The sequence below is a fragment of the Paraburkholderia dipogonis genome (assembly GCF_046027395.1).
GTDB classification, from domain to species: Bacteria; Pseudomonadota; Gammaproteobacteria; order Burkholderiales; family Burkholderiaceae; genus Paraburkholderia; species Paraburkholderia dipogonis_A.
Window position 1 is genome coordinate 20,653 of sequence record NZ_JAQQEG010000043.1, and the last position, 17,903, is coordinate 38,555.

Below are 17,903 nucleotides of genomic sequence, written 5' to 3' on the forward strand. Positions count from 1 at the left end.
CGACATTTGCTCATCGCCGGACAGCCGAAAGGTGCCAGTTGTTCGCTGTTTGGGAAATGGTTTTTCGCGCTTAACGAATAATGCTTATTCGTTCGGCGGGCATAATCGACAGACGCGCCGGCGCATGCGATGCTGCCTCCGAACGTCCTTGAACCAATAGCGAACATGTCACATACAGCTACAGTCCGCCCCCTTGTCGTCATGTCGGTGATGGCCTCTATGGCAATGGTCGCGATTGAGGCGACCATCGTCTCGACCGCCATGCCTCAGATTGCGTCAGAGTTGGGAGGTCTTAACCTCTACAGCTGGGTATTCTCTTCGTTTCTGCTTACGCAGACCGCCTTGACCGTCGTGTTTGGCAAGCTCGCTGACCTGTTCGGACGCAAGCTAGCCATACTCTCCGGCATCGCAGTCTTCGTACTGGGCTCCGTGCTCGCGGGCTTCTCATGGTCCATGCCCGCTATGGTGGTGTTCCGCCTGATACAGGGCGTCGGTGCCGGCGCCATCTTGCCAGTTACGCTGACCATCATTGGGGACCTTTATCCCGCTAGGGAGCGTGGCAAAGTTCAGGGCTATCTTGCAAGCGTCTGGGCCGTATGCGCGGTTCTTGGCCCAACGGGGGGTGGATTGCTGATTCGCGAACTATCCTGGGGCTGGATTTTCTGGATAAACGTGCCAATCGGGCTATTGGCCTCCATGGGGTTCGTCTATTTCTATCACGAGGAAAAGCCCAAAGGCAGGCCGCAAATTGATGTCGCCGGCGCTGCACTCTTCACAATAGCGGTTGCAGCCCTGATGATGCTGCTCACTGACGTAGGAAGTGCGAGCGGTGTGCGTCTCAGTGTCGAGTTTGCAACGCTCCTGATAAGCGGCATCCTATTCTTTGCACAGGAACGGCGTGCGGTTGACCCGATGGTTTCGTTGAGCCTATGGGCACATCGACCGGTTGCCATCTGCAACGCGGCGACCGTGCTGACGGGCATGTCCCTGATGGGGCTTACTACGTTCCTGCCGATGTACGTCCAGGGTGTAATGCATCGCACGCCCGTAGAGGCTGGCCTGACCCTCACCATGATGATGGTGGGCTGGCCGTCTGGCGCGACCATTGCGTCGAGAACCTTCCACCGTATTGGACTGCGCCGCATACTTGTTTGCGGGAGTCTCTTTGTTCCCGCAGGCGCCATCCCTTTCGTGCTGATGACAGCGGAAAGTAGCGCGCTTTTTGCCGCGATTGGGTCGGCTGTCATGGGGTTCGGAATGGGCGTGCTGAGCGTCAGCTGCATGGTCCTCATTCAGGAGATTGTCTCCCCAGCTCAACGCGGCAGCGCAACTGCTTCAAACCTGTTTTCGCGCAATCTGGGCAACACGCTGGGCGCTGCGGTGTTCGGTGCAATTGTGAACTATGGACTGGCCCATACCAGTGGCGCGCCACCTGTGACTTCGGAAGAACTCGGTCGACTGCTATCGAGAACCGAAACGTTTGCCGCGAGCGACGCACTGAGACTCGCCTTGCACCACTCGCTGCACGTGATGTTCCTTTGCATGTTCGCCATAGCCGTGTGCGGCTTCGTTGCGATGCTGTGCCTGCCGTCAGTTGACATCACGAAGATGAGCAAGGTGCGTGAAACAGCGGAGCCGTGAATCCAGCCCGAACATCCGGCACCTACTGCTCCTCGATGTCTCCGAGCTCCCGCTGGGAGTCACGGAACCGGGAATCCGCAAACTTCGCAAATGCGAACAAAGCAACGATGCCGAAAGGGCTCACAACCAAGAGTGCGATTAACACGTCGACTCCAGCCGGATATGACTAAGTCCAGTCCAGGTCGCGCAGCGGCAAGGATAATCGTAGATATCCCGAATACTCTATTCGTGCAAGGTGAATTGGTGAGCAGAGGAAAGCGGTAGTGCGACAACTTGTACGAACATTGAAATTCTTGCGACGGCGCAGCCGACTCACACCTATTCGCTTACAACGAAATGTCGCTAATCATTAGCTGCCATTCGTCTACGGGGAATTGTGTTTTCCCTCGCCAGAGACTTTCGTCCCCGATTACCTGCCCCGTAGACTTCACGGTCGATTTCCAAACGATGCTGAATCGCGGCATTAGACGACTGCGGCGTCCCGTTCGCCGCGCCCTGTATTTACTTCGATTCGATAGGTAAAAATGTTTAAAGTGACTCTCTGCGCGGTATTGGCTAGTGCAACCGTCTTTTTTTGTGCACCGGTGTCCGCGCAGCAAACTCCGAAGACACGCGCGCAGGTTACCGCAGAGCTCGAAGAGCTTGTCAGCGTTGGGTACCAGCCCGGGTCCGAGCGCACTCAATACCCGAGGGGTCTGCAAGCTGCACAACAGCGTCTGCTGGAGCAGCGCGCCACGGGTCCAGCCAGTATGGCAGCAGCAACAACGCCTTGAATCGAGCGCGTTAGGACTAGTACCAAAGCAAATCAGTGCTCACTCCAGCGCGTCAGCAAAACAGTATCGCAATGATGTGATGCTCCTCGAGCATGACTGCGATTTCAAGCCATCAGGCCATTGAACGGGTCGGCGCCTTGAGGTCATTACGCGTCACAAAACCTTCCAGGGCCGAAGGACATTCGCATGCGAACATGATGCACCCCGATGTCTCGTTCCCGCCCCTCCCTTGTCCAGCTATACGAAAACCTTAAACGTTGCAATAGAGGATTGACTCCTGCGAAGCGACAGAGAGTCTCCCGACAAGGGCTTTTTTGCAATCAAGTTCTAAGCCAGTATTAAGGCAGCGCGAACGGTTCCTCCGCAGCTCACCGCGGCAAGGGCCGTTCGCTCTCTCTGGCGCATCGCCATCATGGGATACCGCATCAACCTCGTGCACAGAACAGATTCGACGCAGCTATACCAGTCGGGAGCGAATACATCCTCGCGGTTCTCTGGGTGTCGAATCGCCGGAAAAGCGTCATTGCACCCAGTTGTGGTCGGGTGTCCTTTAAAACAAAAGCTGGATTCCGATGCAGGAGATTCACATGAACACACACCTCTCCAACAAACCGGTAGAAGCTATCGCTGCTGAACGTACCGCGAAGCTATTCGAGCCGGTACGAGTTGGCGGTCTACCCTTAAAGAACCGTGTCGTCATGTCGCCTATGACTCGAACCATGGCGCCGTCGGGTGTTCCCGGTGACGCGAATGCCGAGTATTACCGCAAGCGGGCGGCCGGTGGCGCTGGCCTCATCATCACGGAAGGCACATGGGTTCCGCACGACGCAGCAGCCAACGAAGTGGATGTTCCGCGCATGTATGGCGTGGAAGCGCTCGGCGGCTGGAAGAAGGTCGTGGACGCAGTGCATGCTGAAGGCACACCCATTCTCGCTCAGCTCTGGCACGTGGGCCAGATGAAGCAGCACACCGTCGATGGTCTCTACGAAGCAAAGGGTGCAGACTACAAACCGCCGCGCCGTGTCGGTCCGTCTGGCCTCTTCGGCGGCATCGGCAAGCCGACCACGCTCGATGGCGAGCCGGCGCTGCCTGCCGACCTGGACTCCATCGTCGAAGCCTATGGCAAGGCTGCTATCAACGCGAAGATGGTTGGCTTCGATGGCGTTGAACTCCACGCGGCCCATGGCTACCTGCTTGACCAGTTCTTTTGGCCCGGCACGAACAAACGTGAAGACAAATGGGGCGGTTCATTACGCAACCGTGCGCGGCTCGCCGCTGACGCCATTGCAGAAATCCGACGCATGACGGGCCCTGACTTCGCCATCTCGTTGCGTATCTCGCAATGGAAGGTGCAGGATTTCAAGGCAAAGAATTTCAACACGCCCGCCGAACTCGACCAGTTTGTCAGCCTTATGGCAGAAGCCGGCGTCGACGTCTTTCACTGCTCGACACGTCGATTCTGGGACACGGAATTCAACTCTGACCAGAACCTGGCCGCGTGGACGAAGAAGCTTTCCGGAAAACCGACCATTACGGTGGGCTCCATCGGCATGACGGGTGAGCATATCGATACGCTTATGGGCGAGGGGAGCAATGTCGCTTCGCTTGACCACCTGCTGCAACTGGTCGACCGCGGCGACTTCGACCTGATTGCCGTGGGGCGCGGCATGCTGGTCAATCCGGACTGGGCGAACAAGGTCCGTGAAGGCCGCATTGACCAGTTGAACAACTGGAACCCGGAAGTGTTGAAGGGACTTATCTAAAGCTGAATACATACAGCCATGTCTAAGGCCTTCGCCCTGGTCTGCAGACAGTGCGTGATGAGGTTGTGTTCGGCTTGAACAGAAACAGGGCGTATGGCCCAGGCCATGCCCCCTGTCGGAGGGTATGCCCAGGCCCGCGCTATCAGAGCGTGTCTGCCAGCTCTGGAACCACCGAGAACAGGTCCCCAACAACCCCGTAGTCAGCCACGCTGAAGATAGGGGCCTCAGGGTCCTTGTTGATGGCTACGATAACCTTGGAATCTATCATCCCGGCCAGGTGCTGGATGGCGCCCGAGATGCCGACAGCAACGTAGAGCTGCGGCGCGACTATCTTGCCAGTCTGACCAACCTGATAGTCGTTGGGGACGAAGCCTGCATCGACTGCCGCTCGTGAAGCACCAAGTGCTGCACCAAGCTTGTCTGCCAGCGGCTCAAGTACCTTCGTGTAATTCTCCCCACTTCCAAGCCCGCGGCCGCCCGACACAATGGTGGTGGCGGAGGTAAGTTCGGGGCGGTCGAGTTTGGTCACCTCGCGGCTCACAAACTGCGACGTTCCGGCATCCGGCGCTGCAACGATAGCCTCTACGGTTGCCTCCCCTCCTTCCACGGCGACAGCATCGAATCCCGTCGTGCGCACGGTGATGACCTTGATAGCATCCGGAGACTGCACAGTAGCGATGGCGTTGCCTGCGTAGATGGGCCGCTGAAACGTATCCGCGCTATCCACCGCGATGATGTCACTGATTTGTGCGACATCGAGTCTCGCGGCAATGCGCGGCGCGACGTTCTTGCCAGACGCTGTCGCCGCCGCGAGGACGTGCGAATAGTCCCTAACAATGGCGAGAACGGTCTCTGCCATGTTCTCCGCGAGCCCGGTTTCGAGATGCGGCGCATCAGCATGAAGGACCCTCGTTACGCCGGCTACCTTTGCGGCGGCCTCCGCTACGCCGTGCGCATTGAAGCCGGCGACCAGGATGTGAACATCGTCGCCTATCGCTTGTGCGGCAGCAACTGCGTTCAGCGTCGCAACTTTAAGGGCCGAATTGTCATGCTCGGCAATTACCAGAATCGTCATTTCCCTGTTTCTCCGGATGTCTTCACAGCACCTTGGCTTCGTTCTTCAGCTTCTCGACCAGCGCCTTCACGTCAGGGACCTTCACGCCCGCAGAGCGCTTCGGCGGCTCCCCGACCTTGAGGGTCTTAAGACGCGGCGATACATCGACTCCCAGCTCCTCGGGCTTAAGCGTTTCCAAAGGCTTCTTCTTCGCCTTCATGATGTTGGGCAACGTCACGTATCGCGGTTCGTTGAGTCGCAGGTCCGTCGTCACGACGGCAGGCAGTGTCAACGAGAGCGTCTCGGCGCCACCGTCGACTTCACGGGACACCATTGCCTTGCCATCCGCCACAGTCAGCTTCGAGGCAAACGTAGCCTGAGGGAGTCCGGCCAGCGCGGCCAGCATCTGCCCGGTCTGGTTCGAATCATCATCGATAGCCTGCTTGCCAAGGATGATGAGGTGCGGTTGCTCCTTGTCGACCAGCGCCTTGAGCAGCTTGGCCACCGCGAGCGGTTGCAGCTCCTCGCCGGATTCAATCAGGATGGCGCGGTCCGCACCAATCGCAAGGGCTGTCCGTAGCGTCTCCTGCGCCTGTGAGACACCGGCGGAGACCGCTATGACCTCTGTCGCGATGCCAGCTTCCTTCAGGCGCACCGCCTCCTCAACAGCAATCTCGTCAAACGGATTCATCGACATCTTGACGTTTGCGAGGTCAACGCCTGACCCGTCCGATTTGACACGTACTTTCACGTTGTAGTCGACCACTCTCTTCACTGGAACGAGAACCTTCAATTCAAAACCTCATTGCTAGTTGTTTTCAACGGACGGGTATCGTTACGTCGGCCCCGAAGCCGAAAAGACCCCACTGGCTCTTAGCACTATCCGGCCGCCTTCCCCACGAATCACGCATGACGCGAACCTCACGCGGCCGACGGCCTTGTCGATGGTCACCGTCGCCTCAATCCATTCGCCGATTCGGCCGCTCGATATGAAATCCATATTCAGACTTACTGTCCCAAACCTCGTTGGCCGCTCGCCGATTTGAAGGAGATTGAAGCCGATAGCATAGTCAGCTAACGTTGCGAGCATTCCTCCGTGAACGTTTCCTCCCTGGTTACGATGGCACTCAGACATCTTGCTGGCAATGCACAAGCCGCCTGCCCCATCCTCCCGCATATAAACGGGCCCAACCGTGTCAAGGAAACCTTCGGCTGGCACAGGGCGAAAGCCTGTCGGAACGACCCATTGCGCATCCTGAGGTTCGGACCGCTCGTCCGTTGCAATTTCAATAGACATGCTGGTGCCCCACAGGCCGTGGCACGCCTGCCTCGTCCATCGATTTAATCAGTCGCGCACGCTTTGCCAACCACCAGCCATAGGGAGCGGGCCATCCGTCAAAGGACTCCTGCCCCAGCTCGTGTCGCGCATGCAACGCCCAGTTCGGGTTGTAGAGCGCCTCCCGTCCGACGCCAATCAGGTCCGCCTGCTCGCCTTCCAGCACTTCCTCGGCCTGCTGCGCGTTGACGATGAGACCAACGGCCATCGTCGAGATGCCGGCGCCTGCCCGCACGCGTGCAGCGTAAGGCACCTGGTGCCCATACGTGCGCGGCAGGCGATTGGAGACCGTGGCGAACCCGGAGATTCCACCCGACGAGCAGTCAACCACATCAACGCCCAGCGCCTTGAGCTCTCGCGCGAATGCCACGGTGTCCTCGATGTCATAGCCACCCTCCGCGCCATCGACCGACGAAACACGGCACATCAATGGTTTCTCTGCCGGCCAGACCGCACGCACCCGCTTAACGATTTCGAGCGGATAGGCCATACGGCGCGCTGCGTCACCGCCATATTCGTCAGTACGCTGGTTCGCCACCGGGGAAAGAAACTCGTGCAGGAGGTAACCGTGGGCGCAGTGAACTTCCAGGACGTCGAAGCCAGTCCGAGCGGCGCGACGGGCGGCAGCCTCCCATGCGAGCGCAACCTCTTCCAGTTCACGCCGGCTCATCTCCATCGGTTCGGGCCAGCCATCGGCAGCCGCAATGGCTGAAGGCGCGACGGTCTGCCAGGCGGGCTCGCCACGCGCAGCCTCCGCGTCGGTCAGAGTGCCGTAGCCTTCCCACGGGCGCTGCATGCTGCCCTTTCGGCCTGAGTGGCCAATCTGCAATGCAGGGATGGAGCCTTGCGAACGAATGAAAGCTGCGACTCGTGCCAGTGGGGCGACGTGGTCGTCGCTCCAGAGCCCCAGGTCTCCGTATGTACCGCGTCCATCAGGAGAAACCGCTGCGGTTTCGACCATGACCATCCCGGCACCGCTCTGCGCAAACTTGCCGTAATTGACGAGATGCCAGTCGTTGGCAAATCCGTCTTCAGACGAATAGGTGCTCATCGGGCTGATGACAATGCGATTGGGCAGGGACACCGAGCGCAGCGTCAGTGAAGAGAACAGTCTGGGATTCAAGGCTTACTCCGCAAAAGAAAAAATAACAGCAACTACGGTCGAACGGCGTTACGCGATAGAACAGAGGCGAACCTGACACCCCAAAGTCCGCTGCCTACGAGCAACCTTACTTCAGGCCATCCCGTACGAGCTTCATGTAGGTGTCCACTACCCACTCAGGCAGCTTCGACTTCTCATGTCCCTTTACATATCTCATGTACAGATAACTTCGGGCCGACTGGAAGATGTAGGCCAGCGCCTCGAGCTCCCTACCGTCAAACCGCTTGATTTCACCGTTGGCCACGCTGCGCTCAAGGGAATGCACGTAGTGTTCGGTGAGCAACTTCATATGCGCCGCGTGGGCGATTGGCGCCGCAACCTCGGCTTCGTTCAGCACGCGCACGAAGCCGGGATTTGTCCGCAGGTAGGAGAAAAAGGCTCTGAAGCCCCGCTCTTCGACCTCCAGAAAGGACTCAGCCCCGTGCACCTTCTTGCTGATGTACGCGAGCATGTCGACGCCCACGTGGGGCAGCAGCACATCAAAGAGTGCCTGGCGCGATTCGAAATACAGATAGAAGGTGCCTTGGGCAATGCCTGCCTCCTCGGTAATACGTCCGATGGACGCTTCCGCGTAGCCATGCCGCCCGACAACCGTCGATGCCGACGCAAATATCCTGTTTCTCAGTTCCTCAGCCCGCATCTCTCGGGTAGAGCGTCTTGCCTTGCCCGCCGGGCGAGGAACGTCCTTGTCTGTCACTTCAGAAGTCATACCGGCTGCCTCGTTCATGTCGTGTCCGCTATCTGCCATCTGCCAAAGGGCAAGATGACGCCCAGCGATTTACGGTTCTGGTCATACTCATCCCAGGTCCCAGAAAACACGATATTACCGGTGCCCCGCCACTTGCTTCATTGCCGCTTCATCCATTTGTAGATGTTGTTACGCTGGATAGCCGACGAACCGCCGATGATTGGCAGGGCAAGCGAGTCGCGAACGTATCGCTCGACGTCGAAGTCCTTGACGTACCCATACGCGCCGAAGATGGTCTGACACTCGAGAGAAATCGCCTTGCCGGCTTCTGTGGCAAAGAGCTTGGCCATCGAAGTCTCGCCGGTGCACGGCAAATGCCGGTCTGCGAGGCTCGCCGCGTGATAAAGCATCAGGCGGGCCGCGTGAAGGCGGGTCTTCATTTCCGCCAGCTTGTGCTGGACAGACTGATAGTTCCCAATCGCCTTGCCGAACTGCTGCCGCTCGCCCGCATACGTCCAGGCATCATCGAGTGCGGCCTGACCGATACCGATTGCCATCGCCGCGACTTCGAGCTTCTCGACATCAAGACCGGAACCGACCACCATGGGCCAGGCTCCGTTCCACTTTTCCTCGCCCCCGACGATGCTCGACAGTGGCAACTCGACATCTTGGAACGTCACATCGGTCGTCGGGAACCCCTTAAGACCAAGGCCGTTGATTTGCTCAATCGTCACACCGGCCTGCGTCGGCGGAATCAGGAGAAGCGTCAGATTCCGGTAGCGCTCTTCCTCTGGTCCGGTCCGCACGAGGGCGTAGATGTAGTCACTCACGCCTGCCCCGGAACAGAAGCGCTTGGCCCCGTTGACGACGATGGTGTCTCCCCGGCGCTCAGCCCTCGTCCTCATACTTGCCAGGTCAGAGCCAACATCCGGCTCGGTCCATCCGTACGCGAATATCATGGACCCATCGACCACCCGGGGCAGAATCTCCTCCTTCTGCTGCCGGGTTCCGCACTCGACGATATTCATCCCCGCGTAGCAGGCCGCGTTGATATACGGAAGCGCGACGGCAAGGCTCCTTCGGGCGAGTTCCTCGATGACCACCATCGCGCCAGGGATGTTGCGACCGAGACCACCGTACTCTTCCGGGACCGTCAGCCCGAGGACACCCAGCCCGGCAAGCTTCTCGAACACCTCGCGCGGAAACCGGTTTTCCTTATCCCACTTCGCCACCTGGTCTCGCGGCATCTCCTTGTCAACGAATCGACGAAGGGTGTCGCGTAGCTGACGAGTATCGTCTGGCTCTCTGAAATCCACGATGAAGTTATCCTTGACTGTTCGAACTACTACCCGAAGAGCAACGCGATGTGCGAGGCCCTAGAGCCCAGCGTTGGTCCACTTGTAGATGTTGTTTCTCTGAATCGCCGATGAGCCACCCATAATCGGAATCAGCAGCGCATCGCGGACATAACGCTCCGCACCAAACTCCTTCACGTAGCCATAGGCGCCCATAATCGTCTGGCACTCAAGCGCAATATCCTTCGCGGCTTCTGCGGCAAACAGTTTGGTCATGGAGGTCTCCACCGCGCACCGTTCATGCCGGTTTGCCATCGACGAAGCGTGATAGAGCATCAGCCGCGCAGCGTGCAGGCTGGTCTTCATGTCCGCGAGCTTGTGATTGATGGACTGATAGTCGCCAATCAACTTGCCGAACTGCCGGCGCTCGTGCGCATATGCCCATGCGTCTTCGAATGCCGCGGTCGCAACGCCGGTGGCAACTGCCGCGACCTCCAGCTTCTCGACATCGAGCCCGGAGCCAACCAGCATCGACCACCCCTGATGCCACCCCGCGTCACCGCCAACAATGTTCCACGCTGGCACTTCGACGTTGTCAAAGACGACATCCGTTGTACCCACGCCTTTCATACCGAGGCTGTCGATTTCGGTGATGGTTACTCCCGGAGTGTTCGGGGGAATCAGCACCATGGAAAGATTGCGGTGCCGCTCACCCTCCGGGCCGCTGCGGACCAGCGTGAAGATGTAATCGCATACTGACGCGCCGGAGCAGAAACGCTTTGCTCCGTTGATGACGACCTTGTCACCCACCCGCTCTGCCCGGGTCTTCACGCTCGCGAGGTCAGCACCGATGTCGGGTTCCGTCCAGCCATACGCAAAGAGCAGACTGCCGTCGACGACTTTCGGCAACAGTTCCCGCTTCTGCTCCTCTGAGCCACACTCGACCAGATTCATGCCGGCATAGCAGGCCGCCATGATGTACGGCACCGAGACGGCAAGGCTGCGACGCGACAACTCTTCGATGACCATCATCGTCGCGACAATGTCGCGACCCGCTCCACCGTATTCTTCCGGAACGGTCAGACCCAATACTCCGAGCGATGCGAGCTTGGCAAAGACGTCTCGCGGGAACACGTTTTCCCGGTCCCACTTTGCCGCAGCTTCCCGGGGCATCTCTTTTTCGACAAAGCGGCGCAGCGTGTCGCGAAGTTGTTGCATCTCGCCTGATTCAGTGAAGTCCACACTTTCTCCTGGTTGCAGTTCTGCGGATGTGAGAAAGATATGTCCGCGCGAATAATGAGTCAACAGTCATTTTGTGAACAATCAATCATTCACTCACAAAACTCAAACGTCTTTTTTGTCCCATCCGCACGGTGCAGGCGGCACAGCGCCAGACGGTGCTGGCATTTTTCAGATAATGTGAAAAGTGACTTCACGTGATTCGTAGGCCGAAGAGCCTTTCGCGGCGGTAGCATCGTGCGTATTCGCTCTATCCAAGGTCCTACGCAATGAACGCTTTTGATACCCAATACGCGCTGTCCAACAAGGCAGATGAAGGCCCGCGCAGCCGCATTGCGTTTATCCAGGCTTGCTGGCATCGGGATATCGTTGACCGGTGCAAGACTGCCTTTCTCGAAACCATGCAGTCGCAAGACTACGCGCTACACGACATCGACTTCCACGAGGTGCCGGGCGTCTTCGAAATCCCGTTGCATGTGAAGATGCTGGCTCAAAGTGGAAAATACGCCGGCATCGTGGCCGCTGGTCTCATAGTCAACGGCGGAATCTACCGACACGATTTTGTTTCGACCGCAGTCATCAACGGACTCATGCAGGTTCAACTCGAGACCGGTACGCCGGTCTTTTCTGCCGTGCTTACACCGCACAACTTTCACTCGTCCGAAGAACATGTGACGTTCTTCCGTGACCATTTCTTGGTCAAAGGGGTAGAGGTCGCGAAAGCCTGCGTCCAGACAGTCAACAAGATTGCGTCGCTCGCAACGGCTTGAGCCTCAGCAAGACCGACCGAAAATCCAGGGCCCGCCGCTCGATGCAGCGGGCCGTTGTTCATCCACGAGCAGCAGGTTCTAAGCCGCGTACGAATAGACTCCCTGTCCAGTCTTACGGCCCAGGCGGCCGGCGGTCACCATCTCGCGCAGCAGCGGGCTCGGACGGTACTTGGGTTCCCCGAAATCGGCATGGAAAACTTCCATCACCGACAGGCAGACATCCAGACCAATCATGTCTGCAAGCGCGAGCGGCCCAAGCGGGTGGTTCGCGCCCAGCTTCATACCCGCATCGATTTCCTCGGCCGTAGCCACTCTTTCTCCGAGCAGGAAAAACGCTTCGTTAATCATGGGCACCAGCAGGCGGTTGACCACAAAGCCCGGAGAGTTTGCGACCACGATGGGTGTCTTCCCCGCAGCGATGGCGAGCTGACGCGCGGTTTCCACTGCGACGTCGCTCGTTTGAAGCCCGCGGATAACCTCGACGAGCGGCATAAGTGGAACCGGGTTGAAGAAGTGCATGCCGACCACGCGCGACGGAACACCGACGTGTGCCGCAAGTCGCGTGATGGAAATCGACGACGTGTTTGAGCTGATGACCATGTCTTGCGACACCGTCTGCACAATCTGCTCAAAGATGCGAATTTTCGCGTCCACGTTTTCCGTCGCCGCTTCAACGACAAAATCAGCATCTCTGAGCGCTGAATAGTCCGCCGAGGTCGTTATGCGCGCGAGCGCTGCATCCCTGTCGGCAGCGTCTAACTTCCCCTTTTCGACCAGGCGAGAAAGCGCAGCGTCAATTTTTGCGACTCCTTTTTCCAGCGCCGCGGTCGAGATGTCAGTGAGCACGACCTGCATGCCGGAACTGCTCAGCGTCTGCGCAATTCCCTGCCCCATCGTGCCGGAGCCAACGATGCCGACCGACTTGACTGCCAGTGCGGCGACCGGCGTACTGCCCTGATTCTGGGTTCCCACGACTACTCCTTAAATCCGTTCGAAAATTGCCGCAATGCCCTGGCCGCCACCGATACACATCGTGACCAAGGCATACCGCCCGCCTGTCCGTTGCAATTCATAGAGCGCTTTAACCGTAATGAGGGCGCCCGTCGCACCAATCGGATGACCAAGCGAAATCCCTGACCCATTCGGGTTGACCTTTGCCGGGTTCAGTCCCAGTTCCCGTGTGACCGCACATGCCTGGGCAGCAAACGCCTCGTTGGCCTCGATAACGTCCATGTCGTCGATGGAAAGGCCAGCGCGTGCGAGCGCTGAACGGCTGGCCGGCACCGGGCCGATACCCATGATTTTCGGGTCCACACCTGCGTGTGCGTAGGCAACCAGCCGACCGAGCGGCTTCGCGCCGCGGTTCTCCGCGACCTTGCGCTCCATCAGCACCAGCGCTGCGGCGGCATCATTGATTCCGGAAGCGTTGCCGGCGGTCACCGTGCCGTTCTCTTTCGTGAAGACCGGCTTAAGCTTTGCAAAGTCGTCCAGGGCGGGGGCCATACGAACGTGCTCGTCAACTTCGAACAATGTCGGGCCTTTTTTGCTCCTTATTTCAACGGGCAGAATCTGCTCCTTGAAATACCCCTGTTCGATGGCGTGAGATGCGCGCCGATGAGATTCCAGGGCCAGCGCGTCCTGCTGCTCCCGGGTGATGCCGAACTGCTGCGCCACGTTCTCCGCCGTGACGCCCATGTGGATGCGATGGAACGGGTCGCTAAGCGCCCCAATCATCATATCCACCAGTTGCGTATCTCCCATGCGCGCCCCAAAACGCGCCTGTGGGACTGAGTACGGCGCGCGACTCATATTTTCCGCACCACCGGCCACAGCAATGTCGGCGTCGCCGAGTTTGATTGCCTGCGCTGCGGAGATGATTGCCTGCAAACCTGAGCCGCACAGGCGGTTCACTGTCAGCGCAGGCGCATCCTGCGTCACGCCGCCGTTTACTGCGGCCACACGCGCCAGATACATATCCTTCGGCTCGGTATGAACGACGTTGCCGAAGACAACATGTCCGACCTCCTCACCGCCGACCGAGGCCCGTCGCAGCGCTTCACGCACCACCTGCGCGCCGAGCTCTGTCGGCGCGATATCCTTCAGGCTACCGCCAAACGTTCCAATAGCGGTACGTACGCCGCTTACGACAACTACTTCGCGTTCCATTTCGACTCCATCGGGTATAAAAAGTGATTCGCGCCTTATTGGCCGACCTTCCTGAAATCGGGTCTGCGCTTTTCACCAAAGGCGGCGAAGGCCTCGCGTGCTGCAGGCTGCGTCACCATCTTTTGAAACAGGCCGGTCTCTTCTTCGATTCGCACGCTGACCGACTCAGCGTCGTGGCTTTTCAGGAGCCGCTTTGTTTCCATCAGCGCCGAGATGGGCTTATCGGCAAGATTGCTTGCCTGTTGCTGCGCGTAACCCAGCACGTCATCAGGAGGTAGCAAGCGGGTCACCAGCCCGCCCTTGAGTGCCTCTTCCGCGCTGAACTGACCTCCGAGCAGCAAGGCCTCAGCAGCGTTCCTGTACCCAAACACCTTCTGCAGGAGAAGGCTTGACCCGGCTTCAGGGCACACGCCGAGATTCACAAACGGCACGCGAAATCGGGCGTCGGTCGCCGCATAGACCATGTCGCAGTGCAGCAACATGGTGGTTCCGATTCCAACGACCACGCCGTTGACTGCCGCGACAACAGGCTTGGGGAAAGACCTCAGCACCCGGATGAATTTCCAGACAGGCGCATCCGGCTCAACAGGAGGGTTAGAAATGAATTCGTCGATATCATTGCCAGCCGAGAACGCCTCCTCGTTACCTTGGAAGACTACAACGCGAACCTGGTCGTCACCCGCTGCGTTTTCCAGCGCAGCGACCATGTTCGTGTACATCGCGGCAGTAAAGGAGTTTCTCTTCTCGGCGCGGTTGAATGCGATGGTCAGCACGCCAGCACCGTGATTCAAAAGTATGTCTTGCATCGGTGATTTGAGCCTCCAGCCTTACCATATAAAAAAGCCGCTCGCGTGCCCTTGGAATGCACGCGAACGGCGAAACCAGCACAGAGATTCATCCGGAATCTCAATTGAGAAATCTGGAGATTCAGCATTCCGGGGCAGCACGCAGAGTTTGTGCATTGCACCGCAGGAATTCGATACGTTCGTACCAGCGCCGACGGATGCCCTTTGCTATCGCGACCGAAAAATCCCTATTGTGCGTACTCGACCTGTTGCGCCTCTGCCAGTAGGGGCTCCATGTATTCGCTCAGCTTTGGCATCACCTGCGTCGCCGTCAGCTCCATCGAACGGCGCCAAAGGGGCTCGTCGTCCCATTCATGGAAGGTCGTGAGGAGAGTGCCGAACGGGCCGGTCTTCTCGCTGAATGCCACCAGCTGGTCAACAACCGAGTTTGCGTCGCCAGCAATGACCATTTCGCGGATGCAATGCTCGATGTTCACCTCGTCGTCGGTCATGTCGGGGCGCGACTTGAAGATGCTCGCGTAGCCGATGGCCTTCAGGTGGGTGACCATGAAATCGAAGTATTTGGCGAGTGCGTTGGTTTCCCGGGCCAGGTACTCGTCGGCCTGCGCCTGGGAGTCGGCGACGAAGACCGAGCGGGCGACCCGCCAGTTGCGACGGTCAGCCTTCACCCCTGCGCCCTGCGCGCCTTCACTGTACGACTGCCAGTGCGTTGCCACAGTCGCAGGGAGATTGAAGTTTGCCGAAATCACGTCCCAGTCGTTGGAACCAGCCAGTCTTGCCGTGCTTGAGAAGTTACTCATTGCTGAGGTCGCCACCCGTGGAAACGGGTTCTGGTACGGGACGGGCATCAGCCCGACACCAAGAGCCTCGTTCACCGTGTTCTTGATGCTGACCTTGTGATGCGCCGTCTCAAGGTCATACGGTGCGTCCGTATTCCAGATGGCGCGAATCATTGCGTAGCAGGACGCCAGCATCGCACCGCTTGCCTTGTGGTCGCTGTCAAATACCTCGAAGTCGGACGCGAGGCCACCGGGACCGATGCCCATGATGAAGCGGCCCTTCGACATATGGTCAAACATTGCGGCATCGGCCGCGATTCTTGCCGGATGGTGGTGCGGCAAGTTCAAGACACCCGTGCACAACTTCATGCGCTCGGTAACGGGAATCAGCGTTGAAAGGAACTGCAGCGCGTTGGTAATCGGCTCGGTGCGCTGCGAAGTATGCTCGCCAACCCACAACTCGTCGAAACCCACCTTGTCAGCGTGAATCGCGCACGCGACATCCATGTCGTACATCTCGTGATATTGCGCGCCGGCAAGGTGCAACGGCTGCATGAACATACCAAGTTTCATTTTCATCTCCTGAATCTTCTACTTGATAAGCCGCCAGCGCATCGCAAGGTCGGCTCATCGGCGGGTCACACTTTAGTAGGCGGCGACTGCCATTCCCCGAACCGGAGTGAACAGCAACTGCTACCCTCCAAGGGCACTACTCTTCTGATTACTGACCTTCAGCTGTTAAGCCGGCGATACCGCCCGCCTATGTACACCAGAGGCTCCTTTACATCAGGCAGAACCACATCGATTACGTTGCCGATGATGATGGTGTGGGTGCCATGTTCGATTTCGCGGGCGACCTCGCAGAAAATCGCGGCTTGCGCGTCCGCAAGATAGCGAATCCCTCTGACGCCCGTTTTCCAGTCGCCTTCGACAAATCGTTGGGTGCGCATGTCAGAGCGACTGAAAATCGTACTAATCTGCTCGTGTGCCGTCTGAAGCAAACTGACGCAGAAAAGACCGGTTTTTTTGATAATCGGGGATGCGCTGGCCGAACGATTCACGCAAATCAATGCGGAGGCTGGTTCCATCGAGACCGATGAAAACGCGGTGGCCGCAAGACCGTGGGGATAATCGTCGCTATCGACGGTGGTGATGAGAGTAACTGACGATGCGACCCGACTCATTGCGGACTTGAATCCGGCAGCAAGCTCGGGCGGGGAATTAGTCGCCGCGTTATGTGCGTGCATCTGTGTCTCCTTCGTGATTCACTGTCACACTTGTGTCGTTGAACAGTAGCACCGGAAACACCGAAATCCGTATTCAGATTTGGCGAAATAACTTTTCGCCTTTTCCGAAAAGCCGAACCAGTCAATGCGAACCCACTTCGGCCTATACTGGTTCGTACCGGGCTGACATCAACACGAAATCAGCCATCAGAATTAAAACGACACTTGAGACAAACGCACCATGGCTGACCGCATACAGGACATGCGACTCTTCCGTCTGGTCGTCCAGACAGGGTCACTTTCAACCGCAGGACGGCAACTAGGCCTTTCGCCTGCGGCCATGAGCGGCCGGCTTAAGGCCATGGAGGAGCAATACGGGGCGCCTCTGCTCAAGCGGAGCACCCGCGGGTTGAGCACAACGCCCGAAGGCCAATACCTGTTTGAGAATTCGGTGGGCATTATCGACGACGTCGAATCGCTCGACCGCGCGATTAAAGGTGGTCACGCCGACCTTCAGGGCACAATCGGAATCACTTGCCCCATCGACCTCGGCCGGCAATACCTCTCTCCATTGATTGACGCCTTTATCGCTGAGAATCCGGGAGTCATTTTTCGCATCAACTTCAGCGACCAGGTGCTGAATTTTGTCGACCGCGGTCTCGACATTGCATTTCGCTGGGGAAACCTTCCGGATAGCTCAATGGTGGCCAGACCGCTTGGCAACGACCGGCCAGTCGTTTGCTGCTCACCTGACTACATCGATAGGCACGGTCCTCCCCGTACGCTCGATGAGCTGCGAAATCACAACTGTTTGATTCTGCTGCGCGATGACTTCCCGCTCGACCGCTGGCGGTTCATGCAGGACGGCTTTTCAACCTCGGTGCAGGTGAAGGGCAACAGGATGACCAACGACGGATACGCGCTGCGTCAATGGGCCGTGTCGGGCCTGGGTGTGTTGTGGAAAGGAGCCTGGGAAGTCGGCGCTGACGTTAAGGCTGGGCGACTCGTTCCCGTACTGGAGGACTACCACCTGCCAGCCCAACGTTTTCACCTGCTAACGGATGGCTCAAAGCGTCTTACGGTACGGGTGAAGACTTTCGTCGATTTTACTGTTCAATACTTCAAGCAGATGGAAGAACCTGCCCGACATCTCGTTACATCTCACTCGTCACACCTGCTCGACTCGGTTCTCTAGTTTAAAAAAC

General features: G+C 58.2%; 17 protein-coding genes. 5 read left to right on the top strand and 12 right to left on the bottom strand.

Going from position 1 to position 17,903, the window contains the following annotated elements; genetic code table 11:
- The first annotated feature begins 165 nt into the window (after positions 1 to 165).
- The 3 genes from PQR32_RS33710 (at position 166) to PQR32_RS33720 (ending at position 4,177) form a co-directional block, all read left to right on the top strand.
- A complete protein-coding gene (locus PQR32_RS33710) occupies positions 166 to 1,641 on the top strand; it encodes an MDR family MFS transporter (protein WP_459252010.1) in 1,476 nt (491 codons plus the stop codon).
- Between the two features lie 524 nt (positions 1,642 to 2,165).
- On the top strand, positions 2,166 to 2,414 hold the full coding sequence (locus tag PQR32_RS33715; protein ID WP_408237549.1) for a DUF4148 domain-containing protein: 249 nt from the start codon (positions 2,166 to 2,168) through the stop codon (positions 2,412 to 2,414).
- A 587-nt stretch (positions 2,415 to 3,001) separates the two neighbouring features.
- Positions 3,002 to 4,177, top strand: a complete 1,176-nt coding sequence (locus tag PQR32_RS33720) for an oxidoreductase (protein WP_408237552.1) — start codon at positions 3,002 to 3,004, stop codon at positions 4,175 to 4,177.
- A 142-nt stretch (positions 4,178 to 4,319) separates the two neighbouring features.
- Here the strand turns inward: PQR32_RS33720 and PQR32_RS33725 are convergent, their stop codons facing one another.
- From PQR32_RS33725 to PQR32_RS33755, 7 genes are all read right to left on the bottom strand, one after another.
- On the bottom strand, positions 4,320 to 5,252 hold the full coding sequence (locus PQR32_RS33725) for an electron transfer flavoprotein subunit alpha/FixB family protein (protein ID WP_408237555.1): 933 nt from the start codon (positions 5,250 to 5,252) through the stop codon (positions 4,320 to 4,322).
- 22 nt (positions 5,253 to 5,274) lie between these two features.
- Entirely contained in the window at positions 5,275 to 6,024 is a 750-nt protein-coding gene (locus PQR32_RS33730) for an electron transfer flavoprotein subunit beta/FixA family protein (RefSeq protein WP_408237558.1), read from the bottom strand.
- Between the two features lie 42 nt (positions 6,025 to 6,066).
- Positions 6,067 to 6,528 (bottom strand): PaaI family thioesterase, encoded by a 462-nt coding sequence (locus tag PQR32_RS33735; protein WP_408237561.1) that lies wholly within the window; start codon positions 6,526 to 6,528, stop codon positions 6,067 to 6,069.
- Positions 6,518 to 7,690, bottom strand: a complete 1,173-nt coding sequence (locus PQR32_RS33740; protein WP_408237564.1) for an NADH:flavin oxidoreductase/NADH oxidase — start codon at positions 7,688 to 7,690, stop codon at positions 6,518 to 6,520. Before PQR32_RS33740 ends, PQR32_RS33735 begins: the two co-directional genes overlap by 11 nt.
- 106 nt (positions 7,691 to 7,796) lie before the next feature.
- Positions 7,797 to 8,456, bottom strand: coding sequence for a TetR/AcrR family transcriptional regulator (locus PQR32_RS33745; RefSeq protein ID WP_408237566.1), 660 nt, complete (start codon positions 8,454 to 8,456; stop codon positions 7,797 to 7,799).
- A 119-nt stretch (positions 8,457 to 8,575) separates the two neighbouring features.
- The gene (locus PQR32_RS33750) at positions 8,576 to 9,733 is read right to left on the bottom strand and encodes an acyl-CoA dehydrogenase family protein (RefSeq protein ID WP_408237569.1); all 1,158 of its coding nucleotides are present in this window, start codon (positions 9,731 to 9,733) and stop codon (positions 8,576 to 8,578) included.
- Positions 9,734 to 9,793: 60 nt separating this feature from the next.
- Complete coding sequence (locus PQR32_RS33755) at positions 9,794 to 10,954, bottom strand: acyl-CoA dehydrogenase family protein (RefSeq protein ID WP_408237572.1); 1,161 nt, start codon at positions 10,952 to 10,954, stop codon at positions 9,794 to 9,796.
- Positions 10,955 to 11,220: 266 nt separating this feature from the next.
- On the opposite strand from PQR32_RS33755, the gene PQR32_RS33760 reads away from it, so the two are divergent.
- On the top strand, positions 11,221 to 11,721 hold the full coding sequence (locus PQR32_RS33760) for a 6,7-dimethyl-8-ribityllumazine synthase (protein ID WP_408237575.1): 501 nt from the start codon (positions 11,221 to 11,223) through the stop codon (positions 11,719 to 11,721).
- Positions 11,722 to 11,799: 78 nt separating this feature from the next.
- On the opposite strand, the gene PQR32_RS33765 is transcribed toward PQR32_RS33760, so the two are convergent.
- The 5 genes from PQR32_RS33765 to PQR32_RS33785 all read right to left on the bottom strand — a co-directional run bounded on the left by PQR32_RS33765 (position 11,800) and on the right by PQR32_RS33785 (position 16,719).
- Positions 11,800 to 12,654 (bottom strand): 3-hydroxybutyryl-CoA dehydrogenase, encoded by an 855-nt coding sequence (locus PQR32_RS33765; protein ID WP_408237706.1) that lies wholly within the window; start codon positions 12,652 to 12,654, stop codon positions 11,800 to 11,802.
- A 48-nt stretch (positions 12,655 to 12,702) separates the two neighbouring features.
- Positions 12,703 to 13,887, bottom strand: a complete 1,185-nt coding sequence (gene bktB, locus PQR32_RS33770) for a beta-ketothiolase BktB (RefSeq protein ID WP_408237578.1) — start codon at positions 13,885 to 13,887, stop codon at positions 12,703 to 12,705.
- Positions 13,888 to 13,922: 35 nt separating this feature from the next.
- On the bottom strand, positions 13,923 to 14,693 hold the full coding sequence (locus PQR32_RS33775; protein ID WP_408237580.1) for an enoyl-CoA hydratase: 771 nt from the start codon (positions 14,691 to 14,693) through the stop codon (positions 13,923 to 13,925).
- A 227-nt stretch (positions 14,694 to 14,920) separates the two neighbouring features.
- Positions 14,921 to 16,045, bottom strand: coding sequence for an LLM class flavin-dependent oxidoreductase (locus PQR32_RS33780; protein WP_408237583.1), 1,125 nt, complete (start codon positions 16,043 to 16,045; stop codon positions 14,921 to 14,923).
- Positions 16,046 to 16,203: 158 nt separating this feature from the next.
- Positions 16,204 to 16,719 (bottom strand): flavin reductase family protein, encoded by a 516-nt coding sequence (locus PQR32_RS33785; RefSeq protein ID WP_408237586.1) that lies wholly within the window; start codon positions 16,717 to 16,719, stop codon positions 16,204 to 16,206.
- Between the two features lie 220 nt (positions 16,720 to 16,939).
- Between PQR32_RS33785 and PQR32_RS33790 the strand changes: the two genes are divergently transcribed.
- Entirely contained in the window at positions 16,940 to 17,893 is a 954-nt protein-coding gene (locus PQR32_RS33790; RefSeq protein ID WP_408237589.1) for a LysR family transcriptional regulator, read from the top strand.
- Positions 17,894 to 17,903 lie beyond the last annotated feature (10 nt).

Coding starts and splice junctions, on each gene's coding strand:
- PQR32_RS33715 (WP_408237549.1), top strand. CDS start 2,166: ATGTTTAAAGTGACTCTCTGCGCGGTATTGGCTAGTGCAACCGTCTTT.
- PQR32_RS33725 (WP_408237555.1), bottom strand. CDS start 5,252: ATGACGATTCTGGTAATTGCCGAGCATGACAATTCGGCCCTTAAAGTT.
- PQR32_RS33745 (WP_408237566.1), bottom strand. CDS start 8,456: ATGAACGAGGCAGCCGGTATGACTTCTGAAGTGACAGACAAGGACGTT.
- PQR32_RS33720 (WP_408237552.1), top strand. CDS start 3,002: ATGAACACACACCTCTCCAACAAACCGGTAGAAGCTATCGCTGCTGAA.
- PQR32_RS33760 (WP_408237575.1), top strand. CDS start 11,221: ATGAACGCTTTTGATACCCAATACGCGCTGTCCAACAAGGCAGATGAA.
- PQR32_RS33710 (WP_459252010.1), top strand. CDS start 166: ATGTCACATACAGCTACAGTCCGCCCCCTTGTCGTCATGTCGGTGATG.
- PQR32_RS33775 (WP_408237580.1), bottom strand. CDS start 14,693: ATGCAAGACATACTTTTGAATCACGGTGCTGGCGTGCTGACCATCGCA.
- bktB (WP_408237578.1), bottom strand. CDS start 13,887: ATGGAACGCGAAGTAGTTGTCGTAAGCGGCGTACGTACCGCTATTGGA.
- PQR32_RS33785 (WP_408237586.1), bottom strand. CDS start 16,719: ATGCACGCACATAACGCGGCGACTAATTCCCCGCCCGAGCTTGCTGCC.
- PQR32_RS33780 (WP_408237583.1), bottom strand. CDS start 16,045: ATGAAACTTGGTATGTTCATGCAGCCGTTGCACCTTGCCGGCGCGCAA.
- PQR32_RS33735 (WP_408237561.1), bottom strand. CDS start 6,528: ATGTCTATTGAAATTGCAACGGACGAGCGGTCCGAACCTCAGGATGCG.
- PQR32_RS33790 (WP_408237589.1), top strand. CDS start 16,940: ATGGCTGACCGCATACAGGACATGCGACTCTTCCGTCTGGTCGTCCAG.